Consider the following 22,810-nt stretch of genomic DNA (forward strand, 5'->3'; position numbering starts at 1 on the left):
CCGCTGCGCCACTGGCCCCTGGCGCGGCCGCAACCGGCGCACTGTCGGGAGCCGCCTCGGCAGCGACCGGCCCGCCTGCGGCGGCTGCCTGGACCTGTTGCGCAGGCACACCGACGCCAGCCGCGCGTTCGATCGCCGCGTCACTGACCCGGGTGCCTCCGCAGCCGGTCAGCAGCACGGCGAGCGCAACAGCGCCCGCCAGCAGCGCACCGCCCCGGCGGCGCGCTTCGGAGTACCTCAAGTGATTGGCCACGGCACGGAAGCTACGAGGCCTCCCTTGCGGTGTCAAGGGACAGCGCGTAGCTTATCGTCAAGTCGCCGACTAAATTCGGGAGGCGGGCCGCCGGTATGGTCGCGCTGATGAACGACGCGCTCCGCAGCCCGGCCGCCGACACCGGCAAGGCCACCCGACGCCGCCCGGACGAGCTGCGCCGGCTGATCGTGGTCGCCGCGGAGGAGGTGTTCTGCGAGCAGGGCTACGCGGACGCGACCCAGACCGAGATCGCCGAGCGGGCCAACGTCAAGCGATCGGTGCTCTACCGCCACTTCCCGACGAAAGCCGATCTGTTCCGCGAGGCGATGGCCCAGCCGTTCCTGGGACTGCTCAGCGAGTGGATCCCCGTCTGGCAGGCCCAGATCGATTCGCCGTGGCCGGATGAGCTGCTCATGCGGGAGTTCGTGGCCACCATGTATCGCGGCCTGCGCGAGCACCGCAGCGTGGTCCGCGCGCTCGTCCTGGGCGAGGACCGCCCGGCCGACCAACTCCATGACGGCGTCAAGGAGAGCTTCCGCGACACCTTCGCGGACCTGCGGCCGATCATCGTGCGCGAGCTCGAAGGGCGCGGCTACTCCAGCAGCCACGTCGACCTGACAATCCAGATCATCTTCAGCATGGTGATCGGACTCGCGGTCTTCGACTCAGATCTGTTCCCGACGAGTCTGGAGCCGGCGAGCGAGGAGCAGCTGCTCAACCAGACCGCCGCCTTCATCCTCTACGGCGTGAGCCTGCGCAGACCTGAAGGGACGGCGTGACTCTTCGCGTGGCTGGCGGTTCAACATCGTGGAGCGACCGCTGACCAGGTGGGCCATCACCAGCCCGCCGCCGATGCTCAGCGCGCCCAGGGCGAGCTGTTGCCAGGTACGCCACGGGCCGCCGAACCAGATCGCCGTGGTGGCGAACCAGAGCGCGGCCATGGCGACGAAGGTGAGCCACATCGTGACGTTCTGACCGACCGTCGAGCGGCGCCGGACCATCAAGGCGAACCCGAACAGCGGGTACGCCACGATCGTCAGCGGAGTCGAGAGCTGGTAGAGCGGGTCGTCCAGGACGGCTCTGATGGACTCCCAACCGACTGATGCGAACACCTGGATGACCACGAGTCCGGCGACGAAGGTCCGGACGCCGATGCCCGGCACGAACTCGTCCCGGCCATACCTCACGACCTGGGCGAAGAACACGAGTTCTAGCAAGGCGGCGGTCAGCAGGCCGAACCAGAAGCACTTGAGGTACCAGTGGTCGTAGGTGACGAACCAGTCGTGGAAGCGGACCACACAGCTGATGTCGTGGGCGAACCAGAAGAACGTGCAGAACAGCGGCATCGAGTACGCGCGATGGCGCTTGGCCACGCGGACGCACTCGAGGAGCCACCACCACTGGAAGACCATGGCGATGCCGAAGCCGCCGAGGATCCACCACTTGTCGCCGTCGATGGTGGCGAGTAGCTGAACCGGGTCGTAGACCATGAGGCCCTCTGCAGCAGAAGAGCGGGTCAGCGGCAGTCTGCCACTGCGACCTCAGGTAATGGGGCGCTCCGAGGAGCGAACTACTTGGGCTGCGGCACGATCCGGATGTAGGGCTTGGGCTCGTCCCAGGTACCGAAGAGCTCCTTGGCCTGCTCGTTGTTCACCGAGCCGGCGATGATCACGTTGTCGCCCGGCTGCCACTGCGCCGGCGTCGCGACCTTGTGCTTGGCGGTGAGCTGCAAGGAGTCGATGACCCGCAGCACCTCGTCGAAGTTGCGCCCGGTGGTCATCGGGTAGATCAGGATGAGCTTGATCTTCTTGTCCGGGCCGACCACGAAGACGTTGCGGACGGTCATGTTGTCCGCGGCGGTGCGCTTGCCCGCCTCGCCCGAGGTCTCGGCCGGCAGCATCCCGTAGGCCTTGGCGACAACGAAGTCCTTGTCGCCGATCAGCGGGTAGTTCGGCGCGGTGCCCTGGGTCTCTTCGATGTCCTTCGCCCAGCCCGCGTGGTCATCGGTCGAGTCCACGGACAGGCCGATGATCTTGGTGTTGCGCTTGTCGAACTCGGGCTTGATGCTCGCCATGTAGCCGAGTTCGGTCGTGCAGACCGGGGTGAAGTCCTTCGGGTGCGAGAACAGCACAGCCCAGGAGTCACCGATCCACTCGTGGAACTTGATCGTGCCCTCTGTGCTCTCCACCTCGAAGTCCGGTGCGGTGTCGCCGATGCGCAGGCTCATGTCGATCTCCTCGGTCGCGGACCAAACTCAACTGACTCTATAAGGTTTCGCGGCCGGGTGCGCCGCCGGCCGTAACGTGCGGGAAACCCCGGTGATCGCGCATCCGCGACAGTGGGACGGTGGCTGCCCCCGTCGCATCTTCCCGCCGCGCCGCGCGGCAACCCGAGGACGACCGCCCGTTCGCCGGCATCATGCTCGGCCTCGTCATCGCGCTCGCCATCGCCCTGGTGTTCACCCACCTCCGACCGTCAGCGCACGCGGTAGGTGACGGTCCGCCACAAAATCTCGGACAGGGCGAGGGCCACGCTCTCAGCGCTGTCGTCGTCGACGGCGAGCTGGTGGGCGCAGCGCTCGAACATCCACGTCAGCGCGGCGGCCACGCCGTCCGGGTCCGCCGGGGCGTGCCGGCTGCCGGCCCAGCGGGTGCGCAGGTGCCCGGCGGTCTGGGCGGCGAGCTCGTCGACGGCGCCGCGCCAAGCGCCCCGCATCGCCGGGTCGTACTCGGCGAGCTCGATGATCGCGGCCAACACCGCGCGGTTCGCCCGCCAGTGCCCCACGATCGCGCGCATCAGCTCATCGAGGGCCGGCCGGGTGAGCTTCGGGTCGGCAAGCGCTTCGCCGGAGACCTGCTCGCGCCAGGACAGGGATTCCTGGGCGAGCGCTGCGACCACGGCGTGCTTGTCCGGGAAGCAGGCGTAGAAGGTGGCCCGGGAGACCCCGGCCTCGGCCAGGATCCGCTCCACGGACAGCTGCGCCATCGGGTCACCGGCGGAGAGCAGCCGACGGGTCGCGGCCAAAACCTCGGCGGCGGACGCCTCACGCCGGCGGCGGCCGGTTGCGGCCTGCACGCTCTCGATCGGTGCCCCGGGTTCGGATAGGCACTGCACCTGGACAGCGTATCTGATCTGAACATACTGTATGAGTCATACACCCTGTTCAGAACGTGGAGGCAGCCATGGCCCTCGACATCGACTCCCCGGCGGTCGCCGGGACCGCCCCGTCGACAGCGCCGTCTACTGGGCCGACCGAGCCGGACAACAACCGGCTGGCCCGCCTCGCCTGCGCCTGGAGCGGCATCGCCTGCACGGTGCTGTTCGCGATCGGGTTCCTGGTCTTCGCCCAGTGGCTGCCGTTCCCGAGCCCGAACAACTCGGCCGAGCAGATCACCGCCGACATCGCCTCCCACAAGACCGGCATCCGCATCGGCGTCATCTTCATGATCATCGGCTTCGGCCTCTTCGCCACCTTCGTGGTCGGGGTCGCCCTCGAGCTGCGGCATACGGACGGCAACCACCCGGCCCTGACCTACGTGCAGCTGGTGTGCGGCGGCGGGTGCGCAGCGATCCTCGCGCTGAGCCCGATGTTCTTCGGGATCATGGCCTTCCGGGCCGGTGAGCTACCGCCCTACGTCACGCAGACCCTCTTCGACATCGCCTGGTTCTGCTTCGTGATGCCGTACCCGATCTTCAGCCTGCTGCTGATCGCGCAGGGGTGGTCGATCCTGCGCGACCCCCGCGACCCGGTGGTGTTTCCGCGGTGGGCCGGCTACCTCTGCTTTGCCACCGCGGCCGCCCTCATCCCGACCGGCTTCATCCTCTTCTTCAAGACCGGCCCGTTCGCCTGGAACGGCATCGTCGGCCTCGGCATCCCGATGATCTACTTCTTCTCCTGGATCATGACGCTGTCGTACTACCTGATCCGTCACGTCAGCCGGGAGACCCGCAGAGTCGCCTGAGCGCCGAGGCTGAGGCTGCAATTGGTTACTGGAGTGGCGGCGATCCGGCCGCGAATCACCTCAGCCGTAACGAATTGCAGCTTCAGCCTCGGCCGCTCGCTGCACCACTGGCCGCGCTCGCTGCGCTCAGGGCGTGCGGTAGCTCAGGGTCCGCCACAGGATCTCGGAGATCGCCAGCGCGATCGTTTCGGCGCTCTCGGAGTCGGTCACCAGTTGGTGGCAGGACCGTTCCAGCATCCAGGTGAACACGGCGGCGACGGCCTCGGGATTGTCGAGGCGGTCGCGGCTTCGCCGCCAGCGCACGCGGAACTGGTCCGCCGCCTGGTCGGCGATGTCGGCGATCGCGCCCCGCCAGGCCGTCCGCATCGCGGGATCGTGCTCGGCGAGTTCGACGATCGCGCCGAGGACGTCCCGATCGGCCTGCCAGTGCCGGACGATCGTCAGCAGTAGCTCGTCGAGTTGCGCGCGGGTCAGGTCGGGATCGGCCAGCACCTCGGCGTGCACGTGCTCCCGCCACGACAACGCCTCCTGCGCGAGTTGCGCCACGACGGCGCGCTTGTCGGGAAAGCAGACGTAGAAGGTCGCCCGGGACACCCCGGCCTCGGCGACGATCCGGTCGATGCTCAGGCTCGCCACCGCTCCGCCCGCCGCCAGCAGCCGACGGGTTCCCGCGAGGATCTCCGAGCGCGAGGCCTCGCGCCGCTTGCGGCCCGATTCCGCCTGGGCGGTCACCGGCGGGTTCTTGGTTCTCACCCTGGACACGGTACCCGAGTCAGACGTAGCGTCTGAGTCAGACATCACGTCCGACTCTGGAGGAGACCGCGATGAACCGTCAACTGCGGGCGGTCTGCGCCTGGAGCGGCGTGATCACGCTCGTCTTCATGTTCGCCGGCATGGTCGTGGCCGGCTGGCTGCCGGTGCCCTCCCCGGACATGACCTCGGCCGAGGTGGTCGAGATGTACGTCGAGAAGCGGGACCGGATCCGGTTCTTCTCGATGATGAACCTGATCGCCGCCGGCTGGTCGATGCTGTGGTTCGCCGCGATCTCCGCGCAGCTGCGACGGATCGAGAGCGGGCGCAGCCCGATGTGGACCTACGTGCAGCTCGGCGCCGGCATCGCGAGCTCGTTCCTGTTCTGCGTGCAGGCCATCACCTGGACGGTGGCGGCGTTCCGCCCGGAGCGGGACCCGGAGATCACCCAGGCTTTCAACGACATGGCCTTCCTGTGGTTCCTCATGCCGTTCGTGTTCGCCACCGTCGGCGCCCTGGCCATCGCCTGCTGCATCCTCGAGGACAAGAGCGCCGACCCGGTCTACCCCCGCTGGGTCGGCTACGCGAACCTCTACTTCGCCATCGGCTTCCCGATGGCGATGTTCACCACGTACGCCAAGACCGGCCCGTTCGCCTGGGACGGCCTGTGGCCGTGGTGGATCCCGGTCATCGACTACACCCTCTGGTCGATCGTCATGTCCTGGGCGACGCACCGGGCGAGCAACCGCCAGCACGACGAGGAAGGCGCGGCGACAGCAATCGACATGGCCTACGCCCTTCGGGTCGCGGTGCTGGCTCCCCGGGCACCGAAGCCGCCCGGCTCGTAGGGCCCGAAGACGGCCTGTTCCAGGACGCCGAGCCCGACCCGGTCACCCCAGCGGGCGCGCACGACCTGCTGCAGGTGGATGCAGTCGCCCTTGAGGACGTCGAGGTCAGCGCAAGCCGCTTCCTCACCGCCGACGACCAGCTCGTCCTTCCACGTCCCGTGTGCCCATTCCCGGTGGCCGTAGCCCACGCCCTTCATCCGGAACTTCAGTGGTAGCGGTTCGAGCTCCACCGCGGGGCTCGCCTCCGGCATCAGCAGGGACGCGCGACTCGCCTGCCGGAGCCCGGGCTGCCAGGTGATGGCGTGCTGCACCCCGGCCAGGTGCTCGATGCCGAGGTCCGGGCCGAAGACCGGGTCACCGCCGCCGATCACCGGGAGGAGGGCGGCGGTGTACGACCAGGGCCGGCCGTTGGCGTCCTCGCTCACGGTGTAGTGCAGCGCGACGTCGTCGAAGTTGAGCGGCGCCCAGAGGAAGAAGAGCTGGGGCGGCTCGGTTTCGGGTGCCCGCAGGGGTGGAACCCCCAGCGGGCGCACGCCCCAGGACCGGTCCTTGGTGCCGTAGACGGTGCGGTCCCCGAGGTCGACCGTCGCGGAGCCGCTGCTCAGCGACCCTTCCCACCGGACCAGTTGGGTCCCGCGGGTCATGTCCCACGATCGCCGGGTGCCGGCATTGCGCAGGCTGCGTTCCTCCTCGAACGCAGGGGTCCGCGCGTGGCAGGTCAGGTCCGCCCGCAAGCCCTGCTCCGGTGCGTCGACGACGACGCGGTTGATCCGCAGCGGCTCGACGATCTCGACCCGGAGTGGCCCGATCCGGGTGTCGGTGCGGTCCAGCGGAATCCGACCGGACGCGAAGACCGAACGTTGCACGTCGTTGTGCACGACGCTGAAGGCGGCATCGATCACGCCCCGGTTGGGGTAGAGACCCAGGGCAACGGCGAAGAAGTAGTCCTCGGTGTAGCCGTTGAACCAGAAGCGGTCGTACTGGTCGGGGTGCCCGAGGCCGGCGTGCGCCAGGGGCTCCGAGGTCTGGTGCACCGGGTAGTCGTCGTGCGGGATGAGCATCCGTCAGATTCCCCTCGGCAGCAGAGCAAGACAGTCCAGATCGTGGATCTGCGCGGACACGCGCCGGACCCAGGTACTGAACATGGCGTCCCCGCGCTCCGTGCGCTTGACCAGCGCGGCGCTGTAGGTGGGCATCATGTAGCCGAGGAAGCAGTTGTAGCGGTAGTCCCGCAGGCACTGCTCGTACGGGTAGTCACCGACCCCGGCGGCGACCAGCCCCGCGTGGTAGCGCCGGAGCAGCCGCTCCTCGTGGGTCCGTCGCACGTCCGGTTCGAAGCTGCTGCCGATGAAGTACGCGATGTCGGCAGTCCCCGACGAGGGCAGCAGCGTCTGCCAGTCCAGGATCCCGACCGGCTCGCGGCCCCCACGGATGCCGAAGAGCATGTTGTCGAGCCGGAAGTCGCCATGCGTGACCGTCCATGGCCGGGGCTGGCCGGCGAACCACTGGCCCAGCACGGGCGCGAGCCGCTCTCCGATATCCGCCTCCTCCGCGGTCGGGCCGAGCTCGCGGACGAACGCCTCGAAGGACTTGAGGTAGGCCTCGGCGATGCGTGGGAGCCAGCGGTCGCGCACGCTCCATTCCGCGTTCTCCACCGCTCCCCACCTCGGGGCGTGCAGGCCGACGGCAGCGTCGATCACCGCCTCCGCCTGTTTCAGCGAGCACCCCTCGACCTGGTCGACGGGCTCGGTCGGCGCGAGATCTTCCAGCACCAGGACGAACTCGACCTCTGGGTCTCCGACGAGCGCCAGGCACCTCGGCGTCGGGACCGCCAGCCCCGTCGACAGCTCCGCGTAGAAGGCGAACTCGCGCTGATAGACCTCCTCGGCGATGGCCCCGGCCCGCAATCGAGGGTGCTGCGCCGAGAACTTGCCGACGACCGTGGCCGGGGCGGCGGTCGATTCGCTGTAGGTCAGGTGGAAGCGGACGCTCTCGCACAGCAGGCCGTGGCCGATCGCCTCCCCGCTCGCCTGCTCGACGCGAACCCCGCGCCCGAGCACGCCGCAGGAATGCAGGACGGCCGTCAGCCAGTCCGCGTCCACCGCCGCCGGGGCAACCGCCCCGGGCAACTCCACCGCTGAGGCGACCACAGTCGCGATTCTGGACGCAACGTCAAGCGGGGTGGGGGACGGATTGCTTTCCCCCTTGGTGATTCCTCCAAGGAGAATGGCCGCATGGCGAAGAAGCTGAGCAACATGGCCCGCCTCGAGGCGACCGCCCTGGCGCTGACCGAGGCGCAGCGGGTGAACATCGAGGCCTGGGGCGACCACCCGACCTTCCGGGTCCGCAACAAGAACTTCGTGTTCTGTGACCAGGACGCGACCCACCTGACGGTGAAGCTGCCCGGGGAGGAGGCCGCCGCCTTGGTGGCGACGCGTGAGGGCGCCGAGCCCGCCGGCTACGGCCTGGGGCGTAGCGGTTGGGTCGCGCTCGAACTCCCGGACCCGCTGCCCGCCGAGGAATGGGCGGAGATCGCCGAGCTCATCGAGACCTCCTACCGCCTGGTGGCGCCCCAGACCCTGGTGCGCAAGCTCGACGGAGCCTGACGGATCCGAGCCGTATGTATCACCTCCAGCTGCTGGGCATCACCGGCCAGAAGCGGGGTAGAACCCCCGCATCCTGCGCGAAGCACTTCCCGCCGCCCAAACAGCCGCAGGCCGAAGGACGGCAAGGACGATGCCCATGCACGCTCGACACGACCCCCTGGTGCTCACGGTGGCTGACGGCGTGCGCCGCCTGGTCGTGCTGGCCGGCGTCTTCTTCTTCGCCCTCGCCCTGACGTCCCTCGCCGTGCAGGGCTCCGGCCCCCGGACCGTCGACATGACCTACCCGGACGGCTCGCAGCAGCGGACCGAGCCGACGGCTCAGGTGGCGCGCGCTCCCTGACTCCCCGCGGCGAGCGCGAGGATTGGTCCCGCAGGCCAGGCGGCAGCGGGAAGCGGGAAGCTCATGCGCGCGGTACAGGTGACCAAGCTCGGCGGGCCGCAAGCGGTCGAGCTCGTCGAGATCCCCGAGCCGCAACCGGCCGCGGACGAGATCCTCGTCGACGTCCACGATGGCGGACTTGCCTGCCCGGACGTGCTGCAGACGCGCGGGCTCTACCAGTACATCCCCGCGCTGCCGTTCACCCTCGGCACCGAGGTGGCCGGTACGGTCCGCTCCGCACCGCCGGACAGCCGCTTCGCCGTCGGCGACCGGGTGGCCGGGTTGCGCTTCAACCGCGGCTTGGCGGAGGTGGCCTGCTAACGATCTGACGGTGCATTTCGTGCTGCGCACCCGGGCCCGGATGGCGCCCGGTGAGACCGTGCTCGTGCACGGCGCCGCCGGCGGCATCGGGGTTTCCGCTCTCCGGCTGGCGCCGGCGTTCGGCGCCGCCCGCACGATCGTCCTGGTCAGCGACGAGGCCAAGGCCGCGATAGCCCGCGAGGCCGGGGAGACCGACGTCGTCCTGGTGGACGGCTGGGCCAAGCAGGGCGCAGCGCTGACCGACGGCGGCGTCGGTCGAGGCGCCGTCTCCGACAGGTCAGTCCGTGGCCATGCCGCTTCGCAGCTGCACCAGGATGCGAGAGATCAGCCGAGACACGTGCATCTGGGAGATCCCGATCTCCTGACCGATCTCTGACTGGGTCTTCTCCTCGACGAAGCGCAGGTGCAGGATGCGCCGGTCGCGCTCCGGCAGAGCGGCGATCAGCGGGCCGACCGTCGCGCAGTCCTCGAACAGGGCGAAGCGGGCGTCCTCGAAGCCCAGGCTGTCGGCGACTGTGTAGGCACCGTCCTCGTCCAGCCCGGCGGGTGCATCCAGGGAGACCGGGGCGAACGTGTCGTCCGCGGTCATCGCCTCCAGCACGAGCTCCGGGCTGACCGCAAGTTCCTCGGCGAGCTCGTTGACTGTCGGCGCGCGGCCGAGCTCGTGGGTGAGCCGGTCCGATGCCGCGCGCAGCACGGCTTTGGTCTCCTGGAGCCGACGCGGCAGGCGGATCCATCGACGCTTGTCCCGGAAGTAGCGACGGATTTCGCCCTGCACGGTCGGCTTGGCAAAGCCGGCAAAGTCGAAGCCCCGGTCGGGGTCGTAACGGTGGATGGCGAGCATCAGCCCGTAGTAGCCGACCGCCTGCAGCTCATCGGTCTCGACCGCGCGGCCGGCGTAGCGGCTGGCGATCCACTTCACGAGCCCGCTGTAGCGGCGGACGATGTGCTCCTGGATCTGGTCACGCTCGTGCGGGTCAGTGGCCTCGGCAAGAGCATGGAACAGCTCGACGTCCGGCGAGTCAGCATTTACGCGGCGGGTAGTCGGGTGGGTGGCGACCATCGTCTCTGTCATGCAGGGTTCATCCCACCCGGCGGAGACCGCCAACCGGGAGATGCGTGTGACGCCGCCGACCCATCAGGCCGGTTTAGCCCGCTGAGCTGCATAGATGGCACTGTGTAGCGACCGATCACCGATCGGCCTGCTCCTCTGGCTACCCCATCTGGACCCTCTCAGTCGCTGTGTGGAGGAGCAGAAGGGACCGGTCCCGCACCGCGACGACATCGCCGCCGGCCAGTGGGCCGATCGGATCGGGATCGGCGGTGGTGAGCACGACCCGCCAGGGCCCGCGGCCGGTCGGCACCGTGAACTGGACCGGCTCGTGGTGGGCGTTGATGAGCAACAGCAGCCGGTCTCGGCTGGTCTCGCCGTCCGCGTCCGCGATCTGCCGCCCGTCCAGCGCGACCGCGAGAGTCTTGGCGACCGGGTTCTGCCAGTCCTGAGCCTGCATCTGCTCGCCGTCGGGCCGGTAGAGGACAATCTGCGCCGGCTCACCACCGGGACCGCGCAGGTACTCGCGCGGTCGCAGCGCCTCGTGTTCGCGGCGCAGCGCGATCGCGGTCTTCGTGAACGCCAGCAGATGCTCATCGGCGTTGTCCCAATCGTGCCAGGACAGCTCACTGTCCTGGCAGTACGCATTGTTGTTGCCGCCCTGGGTGCGCCCGATCTCGTCGCCGCCCAAGAGCATCGGCACACCCGCCGACAGCAGCAGAGTTCCGAGCAGGTTGCGCCGCATCCGCTCACGCAACTCGACGATCGCCGCGTCGTCGGTCGGTCCTTCGGCTCCACAGTTCCAGGAGCCGTTGTTGGACTCGCCGTCGTTGTTGTCCTCGCCGTTGTCCTCGTTGTGCTTTTCGTTGTACGAGGTGAGGTCGGCGAGAGTTAACCCGTCGTGGGCGGTGACGAAGTTGACGCTGGCGGTCGGGGTGCGCAGGTCGCTCGAGTAGATGTCGCCGCTGCCGGTCAACCGCAGCCCGAACTCACCGAGCTCACCTTCGCCTCCACGCCAGAAGTCACGCACGGAGTCGCGGTACTTGCCGTTCCACTCCGACCATCGGCCAGGAAAGCCGCCGACCTGGTAGCCGGCGGTGTCCCAGGGCTCGGCGATCAGCTTCACCGGAGCGAGCACGGGGTCCTGGTGGACGAGGTTGAGGAACGCCGAGTGGGCGTTCTCCTCGCCGGTCTGACGCGTGAGCGTGGTCGCCAGGTCGAATCTGAAGCCGTCGACGCGCATCTCGGTCACCCAGTAACGGAGCGAGTCCATGATCAGCCGCAGCGGCATGGGGTGACCGACGTTGAGGCTGTTGCCCGTGCCGGTGGTGTCGAAGTAGTGCTCCCGTTCGCCGTCCACGAGCCGGTAGTAGGCCGGGTTGTCGAGGCCCTTGAGCGACAGCGTCGGCCCGAGGTGATTGCCCTCCGCCGTGTGGTTGTAGACGACGTCGAGGATCACCTCGAGACCGGCGGCGTGCAGTGCCTTCACCATGGCCTTGAACTCCACCACCTGGCCCCCCGCAGTGCCCGCCGAGCTGTAGTCGCCGTGCGGGGCGAGAAAGCCGATGCTGTTGTAGCCCCAGTAGTTCCGCAGTCCCCTTTCCAGCAGGTGGCTGTCCTGCACGAACTGGTGAACCGGCAGCAGTTCGACCGCCGTCACGCCGAGGTCGGTGAGGTAGCCGGTGATCGCCGGGTGGGCCAGGCCCGCGTAGGTCCCGGCGATCTCCTTCGGCACGTCGGGGTGCCGCATGGAGATGCCCTTGACGTGGGTCTCGTAGATCACCGACTCCGCCAACGGGACGCAGGGCGGGGCGTCCTCGGCCCAATCGAACGCGCGGTCGGTGACGACGCCCTTGGGCATCGCTGCGGCCGAGTCCTGATCGTTGCGCCGGGACGGGTCGTCGAAGGTGTGCCCGAACACCTCCTCGCCCCAGATCACCTCGCCGTCGAAGGCGGTCGCGTGCGGGTCGAGCAGCAGCTTCTCCGGATTGCAACGCAGGCCGTTCCCCGGATCCCACGGACCGTGCACCCGCAGGCCGTACCGCTGTCCAGGGCCGACGTCCGGAAGGAGGCCGTGAAAGACGTGGGCCGTCCGCTCCGGCAGCTCCGCCCGGGTCTCGTCGCCGTTCTCGTCGAACAGGCAGACCTCGACGGCATCGGCGATCTCGGAGGCGACCGCGACGTTCGTGCCCCCACGCACGGGGGTCGCGCCGAGCGGGAACGGCTGGCCGGGCTGAGTAGTCATGGCGCGGATCTGCCCTGACCGGGCCTGCTTAACCCGGGCGCGGCGGCTCGGCGACCGCGGCGCCGAGCGTCGCCGCCACCTGCCGTACCAAGGGCAGGCGTTCCAGTTCTCGAAGCGTCACCGGCAACGGCAACGCCCAGTTCGCCCGGTCGGGATCGGTGCCCGGGATGTTCGGCCGGTCGGCGGCTGCCACCGCGTCGTCCAGTCCCGCCACCAGGAGCCGGCACGGCGCCCGGCCCAGCAGGTCGTGGGCCGCTCCGATGGCGTCTGGAACTGACGCCTGGTCAGTCAGCCGACCCGGCCCGGCCAGCCGCTCGCGCATCCGCACCGTACCGACCTCGTTGGGATCCAGTCCAAGCTCGCTCTGCTCCGCCAGGTCGGTACCGGTCCACAGGCCGGCGACCGTCGGCAGGTCGTGGGTCGTGACCGCGGCCATTGCGGACGCGGGCCAGCGCGCCGGGTGGTCGTCCTCGAACCAGAGCAGCCGGTAGGACAGGATGTTGCGCTCGGCCATCGCCTCGCGGACTCCTGGCTCGACCGTGCCCAGGTCCTCCCCGACCACCACGGCGTCGGCGCGCCAACTCTCCAGCGCGATGATGTCCAACAGGTCGTCGGCCGGGTAGCGGACGTACGCGCCGTCGGCCGGCGTCGAGTTCGCGGGCACCCACCACAGCCGGAACAGCCCCATCACGTGGTCCACCCGCAGGCCGCCGCCGGTGGCCATCGAGGCCCGGACGGTGTCGATGAACGGCTGGTACCCGGCGTCCACCAGACGCCAGGGGATGAACGGCGGCAGGCCCCAGTCCTGGCCTCGGGTGTTGAACTCGTCCGGGGGTGCGCCCACCGTGACGTCGGCGGCGAGCAGGTCCTGCCAGACCCAGGCATCAGCGCCTTGGGGATCGACCCCGATCGGGAGGTCCTGGATCAGCCGGGCGCTTCGCCCCGCCTCGTCGAGCTGACGCTGCGTCAACCACTGCAGCCAGCAGAAGAACTGGACCCGGTCCGCGTGCTCGGCGGCGAACAGGCCCACCGCCGGATCGGCCGGGTTACGGAATGCGTTCGGCCACGAGTGCCAGCCCGCACCGAATTCCTCGCTGAGGACGCACCAGGTGGCGAACTCCTGCAGGGCACGCCCGCCGGCGAGTGTCCAGGCCGCGAAATCAGGTCCGGGGTCGCGCCGGCGCACCTCCCAGACGTACTCCAGCGCCGCGAGCTTGAGTCGCCACACTTCGTCGCGATCGATGGGGGTGGGATCGTTGAGCGCACGCCCGGCCTGGGCCGCCTTCTCGACCTCGGGCACGCCGGCCGCGCCCGGCACGTTCTCCACGGCCAGGTAGATCGGGTTGCGAAAACGGCGGCTGGCCGGGAAGTACGGACTCGGCTGCTGCGGGAAGGTCGGCGCCGCGGCCTGCAGCGGGTTGACCAGGACGAAACCGGCGCCGAGTTCCTTGCCGGACCAGCGGGTCAGGCGACGCAGGTCCTCCAGGTCACCCATCCCCCAGCTGCGTTCCGAACGCAGGGCGTACACCTGCACGGCCCAACCCCACGCGCGCTGCGGCGGCAGGTGCGCCCGGCCCGGGCCCACGATGAGCCGCCGCGCGCGCCCGGCCGGCCCGATCAGCGCGTGATAGCCGTAGGGCAGGTCGGCCGGGAAGAACCCCTCCACCTCACGGGTCGACCCGTCCTCGAGGACGAGATCGGCCCGGCCCTCCGGCACGGGCTCTCCGCGGCGCGTCACCAGCGGCGCCGGCGAGCGATCCGGCGGCGGCGTGCCGATCCGTTCCCGGATCCCCTCGATCACGACCGGGTGGACCTCGCGCATCGTGCCGCCGGCGTCCAGGTAGCGGTCATCGACCCCCCAGGAATCGGTGACCGGAGCGGCGATCTCTGACACGAGCGGCTCATCCCACCCGGGCTGGACCGGAAACCCACGCGCCGGTGTGACTCCGCTGACCCCGCGGACTGGTTTGGGGCCCCCACATGAGCCCCGAAGCCACCGTCCCCTCCGCCCCGGGAGTCCCCGGTAGCGAGGCGCCCGCCTTCGCCGAACCGACCGACCATTCACTGCGGGCCGGCCCGCGCGGGCCGACGCTGCTTAACGACAACCATCTGCGCGAGAAGATCATGCACTTCGATCACGAGCGCATCCCCGAGCGCGTGGTGCACGCCCGCGGCGCCGCCGCCCACGGCACCTTCGTGCCAACGGTGCGGCCGCGGACCTGGCCTGCGCGGCCTTCCTGGCCGAGGGCCTGGATCAGCGCGTGCGGCGCCCGGAGTTGCCCGCCCGGTGCAGTACGCGAGTGGCCTTCGACTGTCCCCGCTTGCGCTCGATGCGCGCAGCCAGCCGACGGGAGATCAGGCGGGCGACCGGCAGCAGGATCGCGAACAGCACCCAGCTACGCAGTCGGCCGGACAGCAGGGCGAACATGAAGCCTCCGAAGATCAGCGGCGCGACGGACGTGAACGAGCACTGCCCGCGAACGTTACGGTCACGCCGAGAATCTCAGCTAATTCTAAGGATTCACTGGGGATCGGATCGGCCGGAACGGGTAACAATCGACTGGGATAAGGAGCCCGCCGCAAGAACCCGTAGCTCGGGCAAGAGTCCGCCAATTCGTGACTTGAAGCTACGGAAAGGCACCCACCGGTGGTGGGTGCCTTTGCACGCGCGGGCTACAGGAATCGTCAGCCGCGACCTAGAGAGCGGCCGGGCCGCCCGGGCCCGGCAGGGTGGGCTTGACGCCGGTGAACAGCCAGACGTCGAAGAACTGGCCGAGGTCGCGCCCGGACACCGTCTCTGCGTGCGTGATGAACTCCTCGATGGTCACCGCCGTGCCGGCGCGGCTGGTCGCCCAGCTGCGGATGACCTTGAAGAAGGTCTTGTCCCCGACCACCCGGCGCAACTGGTGCAGCGTCATGGCGCCGCGGACGTAGACCGCTCCGTTGAAGATGTTCTGCGCCCCGGGGTCGCCGATCCGGACCGCCCAGAACTCCGCGTCGTCCGCGTAGTCGGCCCAGGCCTTGGTGAAGGCGGCGTCGGCGCTCTGAGCACCGGTGCGCTCGTTGAACAGCCACTGGGCGTAGGTGGCGAAGCCTTCGTTGATCCAGATGTTGCGCCAGTCGGCCAGGCGCAGGTTGTCACCGAACCACTGGTGCGCGAGCTCGTGGACGATCACCCCGACCCCGGCGCCGCCCTCGGCGAAGAACTTCGGCGAGTACACCGGCCGGGTCTGGGTCTCCAGGGCGAACTGGGCGTCGGCCGAGTGCACAATGGCGCCGCCGATGTCGAAAGGGTACGGCCCGAACATCGAGGCCAGGGTGTCGAGGACCATCGGCTGCTGGTCCAGGGCCGCCCGCGCGTAGCCGGGGCCGAGGATGCGGTCGACCGCGTCCCAGTAGCGGACGCCGTTCCTGCTGTACGCCTTCAGGTCGAAGTCGCCGACCGCCAGCGTCGAGAGGTAGGAAGCCATCGCATCGTCCGAGCGCCAGGTGAACACCGTCCGGTTCCCGGCGCTGCGCTGGTCCACCAGCGCCCCGTTGCTGACCCCGGTCAGTCCGGCCGGCACGTCGACGGCGACGGTGTAGGTGGCCCGGTCGCGCGGGTGGTCGTTGACCGGGTACCAGGCGGTGGCCGCGAACGGCTGCCCGACGAACACCGCACCGGTCAGCGTGCGGAAGAAGCCGCGGGCCTCGGAGCCGGACAGCAGCGGGTCGGGGATGCCGTCGTAGCGGACGACGACGGTGAAGTTCCGGCCCTTGGTCACGCCGGCGGCCGGGGTGATCTCCAGTTCCTGCCCGGCGCGGGTGAACCGGGCGGCGGCGCCGTCGACCGTGACCTCGCGGACGGTCAACCCGACCAGGTCGAGGTTGAAGCGGGCCAGGTCCTGGGTGGCCTTGGCAGTGACCGTCGCGACGCCGCCCAGCATTCCTGGCAGCGGGTCGTAGCGCACGGCGAGGTCGTAGTTGTCGACGTCGTAGCCGCCGTTGCCGTTGGCCGGGAAGTAGGAGTCGCCCACCCCTGCGGCACCGGCTACGAAGGTGTCGTCGGCCTCCGCCCCGCCGGGCACGGCCAGCGCGGCGAGCACCAGGGACGCGAGTCCGCCGGCCAGGACTGAGCTCAGCTTCGACCGGCGCATATCGCTCAGAGTATGTGAATTCCCCCGCGGGGGACGGCGTACCGGAATCGCCTTCCAGGCGGCCGTTGCCACCAAGATCATCAACGGCGAGTGGTTCCAGCCGGACGCCGACCAGGACCTGTCCACCGCGGCGGACAAGCCGACGCTGTTCGGCCGCCCGTTCGACGGGCCGATGGAAGGCCACGAGCCGGGCATGCCGCGGCACTACGACGAGCACGCGTGGCTGTGGCAGGACAACCCGAAGGGCACCCTGGAGCCCTACAACCCGAACGGCTCGTGCAAGGGCGCCGAGACCATCGTGACCGTGCCCGCCGCGGCGCCCGCGCATGCCGGCATGGATATGGACGACGACTCCGAGGACGCGGCCACGACCAACGGCGCCCAGGTTTCGAAAACGCCGGTCGGCGGCGCGGACGCCGGCGGCGGTGTGGCGGACAACGGCCAGGTGCTGCTGATCGGCCTGGGCGTGGCGGTGGCGGCCGCGGGTGGCCTCACCATCGGCGCGGCGGGCCGGGCCCGGCGCCGGACCTGACCACCCGTAGTCCAGGGGGTGTCACCCCCTGGACTCGGTCAGTCCCCCGTCGGACAGCGCGTCGGTCAGCAGGGACACCAGCGCCTCGAGCTGCACGTCGACCGAGGACGAGACCGCTTCGTCCGAGCCGTCGAGCGCGCGGGCGGCGAGGCCGGCCTTGCTGTCGATCAGCTCGGCGATCCGCGCGTCCAGGGTCTGCGCGGCGATGATCCGCCAGGCGATGACCGGCTCGGTCTGGCCGATGCGGTGGCAGCGGTCGATGGCCTGGGTCTGCTCGGCGTCGGTCCAGGACAGCTCGGCGAGCACGATGTTGGACGCGACCTGCAGGTTGATCCCGACGCCGGCAGCGCTCAGCGAGCAGACCGCGATCTGCACCTCGGGGTCGTTGACGAAGGCGTCGACCTGCTTGGTCCGTGCGCTCGAGGTCTGGTCACCGCGGATCGAGGAGAACCGGATGCCGGCCTTCTCGAAGGTCTCCTCGGCAGCGTCCATGACGTCAATGTGCTTGGCGAAGAAGACGACCTTGCCGGCGCTGTGCGCGAGTTGGGCGGCGTAGTCGGCGGCGAGCATGGCCTTGGCCGAGCCGATCTTGCGCATCATGCCGAACACGTTGCCCTCGGTCTTGCTGGTCGTCGCCTCCTTCCGTTCCCGGGTGGCGATGGTGCGGACCAGGTCGTGGTCGATGCCGTCCACCGTGTGGCCCGAGGTGCGGGCTTCGAGGGCCGCCTCGTACCGGGACACCATCCGCTTGGCGAGGCGCTGCTCGGCCTGGCGGATCGACTTACCGATCTTGTCCTCGAGCTCGACCGGCAGGTCGGCGATGCGGCGGGCCGGGATGTCCGCGGCCACGTCGACCTTGCGCCGGCGCACGATGCCGAGGTCGATGACGCACTTGCGCGCGGCCGGGTAGAACTCGCGGTCGATCGGGGTCAGCCCGGTCTCCTCGAGCGCATGCATCAGCGGCTTGAGTGGCTTCTTGGCGTCGATCCAGCCGAGGAACTCCCAGATCGCCTGGAAGTCTTCGATGTCGTTGATCAGCGGGGTTCCGGTCAGCGCCATCAGCAGCGGCCGCACGGAGCGGGCCCGGATTCGGTCGGCGAGCTCGAGTACGTGCTGCGAACGCCGGGAGGTCTTGTTCTTGATGAAGTGCGCCTCGTCGACGACCATCCCGCGGAAGCCGAACTCACCGATCCAGCCGACGTGGCGGTCGAGCACCTCGTAGTTGACGACCACGACGTCGGCGAAGCCGTCGATCGTGTCGCCGTTGCCGTGGATGACGGTGGCCTTGCGGTGCGGGGTCCAGATCCCGACCTCGCGCGCCCAGTTGGTCTTGACCACGTTCGGGACCACCGCGAGCAGCGGAAAGGCGTTCGCCGCCTCCGCGGCGAGCAGGGCCTGCGCGGTCTTGCCCAGGCCGGGTTCGTCGGCGAGCAGGAAGGTGCGGTGTCCGCCCGCAGCGGCCGCGATCATCGCGGCCTGGTGCGACATCAGCTCGCGGCCGCTCAGCACCCGCAGGTTGCCGGGCTCGGGCAGCGGCATGCAGGCGGGGGCGCCGCCGGAGGCCTCCTCGAAGGAGCGGAACAGCGGGCCGAGCAGCTCCCAGGAGGCCAGTTGCCGGGTGGGCGGCGCGGCCGTCCGGGCCGGCGTGGCGGAGAAGTCAGGGGCGAGGAAGGGATTGGCGAGCTGGCGCTGGACGACCGACTGCGGCACGACCCGGCGCTCGGCGGCCGGCGAGGTGGCCGTCGTTGCGGGAGGGGCCTCCTCCACGGCCGGCGCCTCCAGCCCGGCGTCGAGGAGCATCTCGCGCAGGAGCGAGCGGGTCGCCTCTCCGATGACGGCGTCCTCGGCCAGCAGGGCGAGCAGGGAGGAGTCGCGGGCGGCGGTCTGGGCCAGGATCATCGCGATCCCGTCCAGCCGCTTGAGCAGCTCGGTGCGCTGGGCCTCGCCGGCGGTCGTGTCGGCCCGGACCCGGGTCCGCTCCTGGCGGGCCAGCAGCGCGATGGCCTGGAACTTGGTGCGGACCGAGGGCACCACCTTGCCGCGCTGGACGGCCGCTTCCACCTCACGCACAGCGCGGGCGAGTACGGGCAGGATGCCGTCGCCGTGACGCGGCCGGTTGCGGCGATCGGGGCGGCCACCGTTGCGATCGGGGCGCGGGACGGAGCGACGCGCGCCCGAGGGGGCCTGCCGAGGTCGGGCCACTAACTCCTCCTTGAGCCCGGGCCGTGACACCCAGGCACAACCGGACAACCGGGTGGTGCAAGCGGCCGGCGTGGCCGGACCGCTTCCCAGCTGGTGCTTCTTCCGGGCGAGTCCGCGGGCCCGGAAAGGCGCACGCGGATCTACCAGCCCGACGGTCCCGGGAGGGACCGTGTGCGCCCAGTATGACGCACAGCGGCCCGGATGCGCGCTGCGACCTGCGTTACGCCGCGCCGGAGGTCCTGCCGAGGGCCTGCTGAGGCGGTTAGGCCTCGGCGCGGCCGACCGACTGCAGGTGCCGGATGGTCATCCCGAACGAGCTGACCAGGGGTTCCTCGGCGTAGGACAGGCCCAGCTCGGCGCAGTGGGCGCGGACCAGGGGCTGGATGTGCCGCAGGTTCGGGCGCGGCATGCCCGGAAAGAGGTGGTGCTCGATCTGGTAGTTCAGCCCGCCCAGGAACCAGTCGGTGGCCGGGCCGCCCTTGACGTTGCGGGTGGTGAGAACCTGCTTGCGCAGGAAGTCCCAGCGCGAGCCGGCCGGCGGCATGACCATGCCCTTGTGCCCGGGGGCGAACGCGCAACCCAGGTGCAGGCCGATCAGCGCCTGGTGGACGAGGATGAAAACGACCGCCTTGCCCGGGCCCATCGCCCACAGGAGCAGGCCCAGGTAGCCGGCGACGTGCACCGCCAGCAGCGCGAGCTCGCGCGCGCTGCGCGCCAGCCGGGCGCTGCCGACGTGCAGATTCAGGGCCTCCAGCATGAGCAGCGGGAAGAACAGTCGGCCCTGGTGGCGGCCGAGCCAGGTCATGAGCCGGCCGCGTCCCATTGCCTGATCCGTGGTCCAGCACAGCGCGCCGACGCCCACATCGGGGTCCTTGCCGACCAGGTTCGGGTTCGCGTGATGCCTGGAGTGCTTGTCGATCCACCAGCGTGCGCTCAGGCCGAGGATGACGTCCCCGACCACGTATCCGGCCACCTTGTTCACCCGGGACGTCCGCGCGACCTGGCGATGCCCGACGTCGTGGGCCACGAAGATCATCCGCACGGTGAAGATCGCCAGCGGGAGCGCCAGGAACAGCGACCACCAGGTGTTCCCGACGACCTGGATGATCGCCCACACCCCGGCCAGAGCGAGCAGATCGAACGCGATCATGACGGCGTAGCGGCGCCGGCGCAGCCGGAGCAGGCCGCGGGCGCGCACCTTCTCCAGGAGGGGAGCGAAATCGCTCCCGGTCCGGCTGGGCACGTCAAGAAGCGCTTCGGTCAAGGCGGGAACCCGGTCTGGTCGACGATCTGCGACATCGCGCCGCGAAGGACCCGGACGTGCGCTGTCCGGAGCCGGGTGTTACTTCGGCGCTGCGCGAGCACTCGCTTGGTATGCGAGCTACCAGGGTCTGGAGCAGTGCTGGGCGTGTCGCGCTCAGCTGCCGTGCAGGTTCGAACCACCTTGGCCTGAGCGTACCCGGCTTGGTAGTCCGCCACACCGGCGGCGGGGGATCTTCGGCCCGCGTTCACATCCCCGAATTCTGACGTCAAATCAGACTATGGGCGCCCGCCCCGGGGAGGGACGGCCCCGCTGGGGGCAATCTGACCCATCCGGCTCGCCCGCCGCGGCGAACCACCTCTGACGGAACAACGGGAGCGCGCTGCGGGCGTGTGACCGGCCATCGATTGCTGTCACGCGCAGATGCGCGGGTGACGGCGGCACAGCCAGTCAGGAGAAGCTGCATGGACAAGCTCGACATCAGCGAATTCCGCCTATTGATGGAGGAATCCCAAGACCTTCAGGTCGACGCGATGCGCGGCATGAAGGAGCCGCTGGACTCGATCGTCGAGGCCGGCCGCGAACGCCGCGCCACCAAGGAGTACGCCGAGGCGAAGAAGGAGACCGCCGACGTCAACCGTCGCCGGCTGCTCCGCGGCCTCGGCGCCCTGGGGGCTGTGGGCCTGGTCGGCGCGACCGCGACCCGGGCCGCCGCCGCCGAGGAGGCCGACGTGATGGCGCTGCAGACCGCGGCGTCGATAGAGAACCTCGCCGTCCTCACCTACAAGACCGCCCTCACGCTGCCCTACCTCAAGGGCTCCAGTGCGGCGATCAAGACCCTGGGCGCGTTCGCGACCATGACGATGGCCCAGCACGAGGACCACGCCAAGGCGTTCAACGCCCGGGCGAAGGAACTCGGCGGCAAGGCACAGACCAAGACCAACCCGAAGTACACCCCCGTCGTGATGGACGCGATCCCAGCGCTCAAGAAGGGTGGCCCGGCCGACGTCGTCGCGCTGGCGATCACCCTGGAGGACGTCGCGACCTCGACCTACGTCCAGAACATCCAGGACCTGACGGACCCCCAGGTACGACTGCTCTTCGGCACTGTCGCCGGCGTCGAGTCCCAGCACCTCGCGACGCTCTACGCGGTGCAGGCGCTCCTCAAGGGCGACGCGCTCGAGCTGATCACCGTCAAGGCCACCGGCGGTGCGACCAACGCCGCGAAGCTCCCGGCGGCCGCCGGCTCGGTGGGTATCCCCGAGACGTTCAAGAAGACCGAGCTCGCCAGCCCGGTGGAAGAGGGAGCGGTCTGATGAGCAACGAAGAGATGCAGATCAGCGAGGCCCAGTTGCGGGCGCTGACCGCGGACATGGTCGACATGCACAACGAGACCTTCCCGACGATGTACGCCGAGCTCTCCGAGTTCGGCTCCACGATGCGCAGCACCCGGCGCGCCGAGGCCAAGTTGCGCCGCGCGGATCTGGCGCGCAGCCGGCGCCGGTTCGTGCTCGGCACCGGTGGCCTGGTTCTCGGCACCGCGTTCCTGGCCGCGTGCGGCTCGGACGACGACGAGGCCGCGGACTCCCCCGCCACCACGCCCCAGGGCGGGTCCGGAAGCGGATCCGGCAGCGGGACCGGCGGTGGAGCGGACGCGTCGGCGCTCCGGGTGAACGCGAGCCTGGAAAACCTGGCCGTCTTCGCCTACGGCGCGGCGCTGGATGCGGCCCCGAAGGGCAAGTTCGGCAAGTCGGTGCCGGCCGCGGTGGCGGAGTTCGCCTCCCACGCCATGAAGCAGCACCAGGACCACGCCGATGCCTTCAACGCCGCGCTCACCGGCGCCGGTGGCACCGCCTACACCGAGCCGAACCCGACGCTGGCCGGGCCGGTCACGACGATGTTCGGCGAGGTCGACTCGGTCCCGAAGCTGGCGATGCTCGCGCTCACGCTGGAGAACACTGCAGCGGCGACCTACGTCAAGCAGATGGGCGAGCTCACCAGCCCGGAAGCCTTGTCCGCCGTGGCCACGATCGGCCCCGTCGAGCGCCAGCACGCGGCGATCCTCAGCTTCGTGCTCGGCGACTACCCGATCCCGGACACGTTCGTGAAGCTGGGCAAGACGAAGACGTCGCTGGGCGCCCAGCCCGGACTCGACGCGTAACCTGCGTTCCGTGACGAGAACGAGCCAGCTCCGGCGGTTCGGCCTGCTCGTCGCCCTCGCCGTGGCCCTCGCGGGCTGCGGCGGGGGCGGTGGCGAGCAGGCC

General features: G+C 69.8%; 21 protein-coding genes and 3 pseudogenes. 10 read left to right on the forward strand and 14 right to left on the reverse strand.

Going from position 1 to position 22,810, the window contains the following annotated elements; translation table 11 throughout:
* Positions 1-253: pseudogene (locus tag H0X00_RS07070) on the reverse strand (Ku protein); the annotation flags it as partial.
* Between the two features lie 107 nt (positions 254-360).
* On the opposite strand from H0X00_RS07070, the gene H0X00_RS07075 reads away from it, so the two are divergent.
* Complete coding sequence (locus tag H0X00_RS07075) at positions 361-1,032, forward strand: TetR/AcrR family transcriptional regulator (protein ID WP_293768475.1); 672 nt, start codon at positions 361-363, stop codon at positions 1,030-1,032.
* Here the strand turns inward: H0X00_RS07075 and H0X00_RS07080 are convergent.
* The 3 genes from H0X00_RS07080 to H0X00_RS07090 all read right to left on the reverse strand — a co-directional run bounded on the left by H0X00_RS07080 (position 919) and on the right by H0X00_RS07090 (position 3,367).
* Positions 919-1,743, reverse strand: a complete 825-nt coding sequence (locus H0X00_RS07080; RefSeq protein WP_293768477.1) for a hypothetical protein — start codon at positions 1,741-1,743, stop codon at positions 919-921. The genes H0X00_RS07075 and H0X00_RS07080 overlap by 114 nt on opposite strands.
* 80 nt (positions 1,744-1,823) lie before the next feature.
* Positions 1,824-2,480 (reverse strand): peroxiredoxin, encoded by a 657-nt coding sequence (locus tag H0X00_RS07085; RefSeq protein ID WP_293768479.1) that lies wholly within the window; start codon positions 2,478-2,480, stop codon positions 1,824-1,826.
* A 248-nt stretch (positions 2,481-2,728) separates the two neighbouring features.
* The gene (locus tag H0X00_RS07090; protein WP_293768481.1) at positions 2,729-3,367 is read right to left on the reverse strand and encodes a TetR/AcrR family transcriptional regulator; all 639 of its coding nucleotides are present in this window, start codon (positions 3,365-3,367) and stop codon (positions 2,729-2,731) included.
* Between the two features lie 68 nt (positions 3,368-3,435).
* Here H0X00_RS07090 and H0X00_RS07095 point away from each other — a divergent pair, with 68 nt between their 5' ends.
* Positions 3,436-4,215 carry a hypothetical protein gene (locus tag H0X00_RS07095; protein ID WP_293768483.1) on the forward strand — a complete coding sequence of 260 codons (780 nt, stop codon included), beginning with the start codon at positions 3,436-3,438 and terminating at the stop codon, positions 4,213-4,215.
* A 126-nt stretch (positions 4,216-4,341) separates the two neighbouring features.
* On the opposite strand, the gene H0X00_RS07100 is transcribed toward H0X00_RS07095, so the two are convergent.
* On the reverse strand, positions 4,342-4,968 hold the full coding sequence (locus H0X00_RS07100; RefSeq protein WP_293768485.1) for a TetR/AcrR family transcriptional regulator: 627 nt from the start codon (positions 4,966-4,968) through the stop codon (positions 4,342-4,344).
* A 71-nt stretch (positions 4,969-5,039) separates the two neighbouring features.
* Here H0X00_RS07100 and H0X00_RS07105 point away from each other — a divergent pair, with 71 nt between their 5' ends.
* Complete coding sequence (locus H0X00_RS07105) at positions 5,040-5,813, forward strand: hypothetical protein (RefSeq protein ID WP_293768487.1); 774 nt, start codon at positions 5,040-5,042, stop codon at positions 5,811-5,813.
* On the opposite strand, the gene H0X00_RS07110 is transcribed toward H0X00_RS07105, so the two are convergent.
* Together H0X00_RS07110 and H0X00_RS07115 are read right to left on the reverse strand one after the other, a co-directional pair.
* The gene (locus tag H0X00_RS07110; protein WP_293768489.1) at positions 5,756-6,874 is read right to left on the reverse strand and encodes a hypothetical protein; all 1,119 of its coding nucleotides are present in this window, start codon (positions 6,872-6,874) and stop codon (positions 5,756-5,758) included. The genes H0X00_RS07105 and H0X00_RS07110 overlap by 58 nt on opposite strands.
* Before the next feature lie 3 nt (positions 6,875-6,877).
* Positions 6,878-7,963, reverse strand: a complete 1,086-nt coding sequence (locus H0X00_RS07115; protein ID WP_293768491.1) for an aminoglycoside phosphotransferase family protein — start codon at positions 7,961-7,963, stop codon at positions 6,878-6,880.
* Positions 7,964-8,047: 84 nt separating this feature from the next.
* Between H0X00_RS07115 and H0X00_RS07120 the strand changes: the two genes are divergently transcribed.
* From H0X00_RS07120 to H0X00_RS23730, 3 genes and pseudogenes are all read left to right on the forward strand, one after another.
* Positions 8,048-8,419, forward strand: coding sequence for an MmcQ/YjbR family DNA-binding protein (locus tag H0X00_RS07120; protein ID WP_293768493.1), 372 nt, complete (start codon positions 8,048-8,050; stop codon positions 8,417-8,419).
* A gap of 136 nt (positions 8,420-8,555) precedes the next feature.
* On the forward strand, positions 8,556-8,759 hold the full coding sequence (locus H0X00_RS07125) for a hypothetical protein (RefSeq protein ID WP_293768495.1): 204 nt from the start codon (positions 8,556-8,558) through the stop codon (positions 8,757-8,759).
* A 63-nt stretch (positions 8,760-8,822) separates the two neighbouring features.
* Positions 8,823-9,336: pseudogene (locus H0X00_RS23730) on the forward strand (alcohol dehydrogenase catalytic domain-containing protein); the annotation flags it as partial.
* Between the two features lie 60 nt (positions 9,337-9,396).
* Here H0X00_RS23730 and H0X00_RS07140 read toward each other — a convergent pair.
* The 3 genes from H0X00_RS07140 to malQ all read right to left on the reverse strand — a co-directional run bounded on the left by H0X00_RS07140 (position 9,397) and on the right by malQ (position 14,309).
* Entirely contained in the window at positions 9,397-10,194 is a 798-nt protein-coding gene (locus tag H0X00_RS07140) for a SigB/SigF/SigG family RNA polymerase sigma factor (protein ID WP_293768501.1), read from the reverse strand.
* Positions 10,195-10,333: 139 nt separating this feature from the next.
* Positions 10,334-12,415, reverse strand: coding sequence for a glycogen debranching protein GlgX (glgX, locus tag H0X00_RS07145; protein ID WP_293768503.1), 2,082 nt, complete (start codon positions 12,413-12,415; stop codon positions 10,334-10,336).
* A gap of 28 nt (positions 12,416-12,443) precedes the next feature.
* A complete protein-coding gene (gene malQ, locus H0X00_RS07150) occupies positions 12,444-14,309 on the reverse strand; it encodes a 4-alpha-glucanotransferase (RefSeq protein ID WP_293768505.1) in 1,866 nt (621 codons plus the stop codon).
* A 164-nt stretch (positions 14,310-14,473) separates the two neighbouring features.
* Between malQ and H0X00_RS07155 the strand changes: the two are divergent.
* Positions 14,474-14,611: pseudogene (locus tag H0X00_RS07155) on the forward strand (catalase); the annotation flags it as partial.
* A gap of 58 nt (positions 14,612-14,669) precedes the next feature.
* On the opposite strand, the gene H0X00_RS07160 reads toward H0X00_RS07155, so the two are convergent.
* Positions 14,670-14,843: a hypothetical protein gene (locus tag H0X00_RS07160; RefSeq protein ID WP_293768519.1), complete on the reverse strand. Its 174-nt coding sequence runs from the start codon at positions 14,841-14,843 to the stop codon at positions 14,670-14,672.
* Positions 14,844-15,111: 268 nt separating this feature from the next.
* A complete protein-coding gene (locus H0X00_RS07165) occupies positions 15,112-16,551 on the reverse strand; it encodes a M1 family metallopeptidase (RefSeq protein WP_293768507.1) in 1,440 nt (479 codons plus the stop codon).
* Positions 16,552-16,723: 172 nt separating this feature from the next.
* On the opposite strand from H0X00_RS07165, the gene H0X00_RS07170 reads away from it, so the two are divergent.
* Positions 16,724-17,083 carry a hypothetical protein gene (locus H0X00_RS07170; protein ID WP_293768509.1) on the forward strand — a complete coding sequence of 120 codons (360 nt, stop codon included), beginning with the start codon at positions 16,724-16,726 and terminating at the stop codon, positions 17,081-17,083.
* A gap of 21 nt (positions 17,084-17,104) precedes the next feature.
* Here the strand turns inward: H0X00_RS07170 and H0X00_RS07175 are convergent, their stop codons facing one another.
* Together H0X00_RS07175 and H0X00_RS07180 are read right to left on the reverse strand one after the other, a co-directional pair.
* Positions 17,105-19,285: a DEAD/DEAH box helicase gene (locus H0X00_RS07175; protein ID WP_293768511.1), complete on the reverse strand. Its 2,181-nt coding sequence runs from the start codon at positions 19,283-19,285 to the stop codon at positions 17,105-17,107.
* Positions 19,286-19,547: 262 nt separating this feature from the next.
* Complete coding sequence (locus tag H0X00_RS07180; protein WP_293768513.1) at positions 19,548-20,549, reverse strand: acyl-CoA desaturase; 1,002 nt, start codon at positions 20,547-20,549, stop codon at positions 19,548-19,550.
* A gap of 461 nt (positions 20,550-21,010) precedes the next feature.
* Here H0X00_RS07180 and H0X00_RS07185 point away from each other — a divergent pair, with 461 nt between their 5' ends.
* Together H0X00_RS07185 and H0X00_RS07190 are read left to right on the forward strand one after the other, a co-directional pair.
* Positions 21,011-21,862: a ferritin-like domain-containing protein gene (locus tag H0X00_RS07185; RefSeq protein ID WP_293768515.1), complete on the forward strand. Its 852-nt coding sequence runs from the start codon at positions 21,011-21,013 to the stop codon at positions 21,860-21,862.
* Entirely contained in the window at positions 21,862-22,707 is an 846-nt protein-coding gene (locus H0X00_RS07190) for a ferritin-like domain-containing protein (protein WP_293768517.1), read from the forward strand. The genes H0X00_RS07185 and H0X00_RS07190 overlap by 1 nt, the downstream gene beginning before the upstream one ends.
* Positions 22,708-22,810: the final 103 nt, after the last annotated feature.

Source organism: Sporichthya sp. (assembly GCF_013815995.1).
In the GTDB taxonomy this organism is placed as follows: Bacteria; Actinomycetota; Actinomycetes; order Sporichthyales; family Sporichthyaceae; genus Sporichthya.

Excerpts from the sequence above, each read along its gene's own strand:
- H0X00_RS07075 (WP_293768475.1), top strand. The coding sequence starts at position 361 with ATGAACGACGCGCTCCGCAGCCCGGCCGCCGACACCGGCAAGGCCACC.
- H0X00_RS07080 (WP_293768477.1), bottom strand. The coding sequence starts at position 1,743 with ATGGTCTACGACCCGGTTCAGCTACTCGCCACCATCGACGGCGACAAG.
- H0X00_RS07085 (WP_293768479.1), bottom strand. The coding sequence starts at position 2,480 with ATGAGCCTGCGCATCGGCGACACCGCACCGGACTTCGAGGTGGAGAGC.
- H0X00_RS07095 (WP_293768483.1), top strand. The coding sequence starts at position 3,436 with ATGGCCCTCGACATCGACTCCCCGGCGGTCGCCGGGACCGCCCCGTCG.
- H0X00_RS07105 (WP_293768487.1), top strand. The coding sequence starts at position 5,040 with ATGAACCGTCAACTGCGGGCGGTCTGCGCCTGGAGCGGCGTGATCACG.
- H0X00_RS07110 (WP_293768489.1), bottom strand. The coding sequence starts at position 6,874 with ATGCTCATCCCGCACGACGACTACCCGGTGCACCAGACCTCGGAGCCC.
- H0X00_RS07120 (WP_293768493.1), top strand. The coding sequence starts at position 8,048 with ATGGCGAAGAAGCTGAGCAACATGGCCCGCCTCGAGGCGACCGCCCTG.
- H0X00_RS07125 (WP_293768495.1), top strand. The coding sequence starts at position 8,556 with ATGCACGCTCGACACGACCCCCTGGTGCTCACGGTGGCTGACGGCGTG.
- H0X00_RS07140 (WP_293768501.1), bottom strand. The coding sequence starts at position 10,194 with ATGACAGAGACGATGGTCGCCACCCACCCGACTACCCGCCGCGTAAAT.
- glgX (WP_293768503.1), bottom strand. The coding sequence starts at position 12,415 with ATGACTACTCAGCCCGGCCAGCCGTTCCCGCTCGGCGCGACCCCCGTG.
- H0X00_RS07160 (WP_293768519.1), bottom strand. The coding sequence starts at position 14,843 with ATGTTCGCCCTGCTGTCCGGCCGACTGCGTAGCTGGGTGCTGTTCGCG.
- H0X00_RS07165 (WP_293768507.1), bottom strand. The coding sequence starts at position 16,551 with ATGCGCCGGTCGAAGCTGAGCTCAGTCCTGGCCGGCGGACTCGCGTCC.
- H0X00_RS07170 (WP_293768509.1), top strand. The coding sequence starts at position 16,724 with ATGGAAGGCCACGAGCCGGGCATGCCGCGGCACTACGACGAGCACGCG.
- H0X00_RS07185 (WP_293768515.1), top strand. The coding sequence starts at position 21,011 with ATGGACAAGCTCGACATCAGCGAATTCCGCCTATTGATGGAGGAATCC.
- H0X00_RS07190 (WP_293768517.1), top strand. The coding sequence starts at position 21,862 with ATGAGCAACGAAGAGATGCAGATCAGCGAGGCCCAGTTGCGGGCGCTG.